Below are 1,679 nucleotides of genomic sequence, written 5' to 3' on the forward strand. Positions count from 1 at the left end.
ATCGAGGTAATAGTGATCGCTGCCGCAATGTCAGTATCAATGTTGTAAGGGTGATCGTCCGTCGCCGTGGCACTGTTGCCCGCCTCATCCGTGGTGGTGACGGTTGCCGTCACACTATCAGCCGTCGCACCGTCTAAAACACTGCCGTCGACTTCTGCCGTCCACGTTAACTTGCCGTCCTGCTCCACAACTTTTGTGGTGCCCACGGTTTGACCATCAACAACGACCGTAACGGTATCGCCGACTTTAACATCTGCGCCCACGGTCCCCGTAACCGGGACTTTGCTGTGCGCTTCATCTGCGTTGATAACACCATCGGTAGCAATCGAGGTAATAGTGATCGTTGCCGCAATGTCAGTATCAATGTTGTAAGGATGATCGTCCGTCGCCGTGGCACTGTTGCCCGCCTCATCCGTGGTGGTGACGGTTGCCGTCACACTATCAGCCGTCGCACCGTCTAAAACACTGCCGTCAACTTCTGCCGTCCACGTTAACTTGCCGTCCTGCTCCACAACTTTTGTGGTGCCCACGGTTTGACCATCAACAACGACCGTAACGGTATCGCCGACTTTAACATCTGCGCCCACGGTACCCGTGACCGGGACTTTGCTGTGCGCTTCATCTGCGTTGATAACACCATCGGTAGCAATCGAGGTAATAGTGATCGTTGCCGCAATGTCAGTATCAATGTTGTAAATATGATCATCTGTCGCAGTAGCGCTATGACCTGCTTCATCATGAGTTGTCACGGTGGCGGTGACATTATCGGTGGTAGCGTTATCTAATACGCTGCCGTCAACCTCAGCCGTCCACGTTAACTTGCCATTGTGATTTTCTACTGTGGCCGTACCTACCGCTTTACCATCTACAGTGATCGTAACGGTATCGCCAACTTTGACATCACCACCAACGGTACCGGTTACAGGCACTTTGCCGTGGGACTCATTCTCATTGATTACATTGTCACCACCAATGGTGGTGATGGTGACACCCGCATTGATGCCAACCTGATAATTTTCTTCACTGTTTGCGGTGTCATTATGTGAACTGTATGACGTTGTGACTGTGGCAGTGGCTTTATCTGCATGCAACACATCCTTGCCCGTGACATTCACTGACCATGTGTTACCCGCCTCAACCTGGGTGTTGTAATCGGTGCCATTGATCGTCACCACGACCTTGTCACCCACTTGCACCTGACCGCCCACCGTACCGGTGATCGCAATGCTCTGCTGATGGCCTTCTTGTTGAGTAATGACGTTATCGCCAGTGATCTTATCGATATCGATAGTCGCGTTAACATCCACCGTATAATTATGCTCAGCTGTGGCGGTTTTGCTGTTGCCTGCGGTATCAGTGGTGGTCACTGTTGCGCCAACATGATCCGTATTCGCATCCAACAAGACCTTGCCATCAACAGACAAACGCCATGACTTATCCGCTTGTACTTCGGCGGTGCCTAACGTTTTTCCATCAAGGGTCACTGTTACCCAATCGCCCGCTTTCACATCGCCGCCAACCGTACCGATGATCGCTTGGGACTGTTCAGAATCAGGTCCGGTTACATTATCATCGGTAGCAATCGAGGTAATAGTGATCGCTGCCGCAATGTCAGTATCAATGTTGTAAGGGTGATCGTCCGTCGCCGTGGCACTGTTGCCCGCCTCATCCGTGGTGGT

The 1,679-nt window shown here is 51.9% G+C and carries 1 protein-coding gene; it reads right to left on the reverse strand.

Annotated features, from left to right (window positions below; all coding sequences use genetic code 11):
• Nucleotides 1-1,679 (reverse strand): Ig-like domain-containing protein (locus CZ809_RS20535; RefSeq protein WP_144396222.1); only part of this gene is annotated, 1,679 nt, incomplete at both ends.

This window comes from Photobacterium piscicola (genome assembly GCF_900166965.1).
GTDB classification, from domain to species: domain Bacteria; phylum Pseudomonadota; class Gammaproteobacteria; order Enterobacterales; family Vibrionaceae; genus Photobacterium; species Photobacterium piscicola.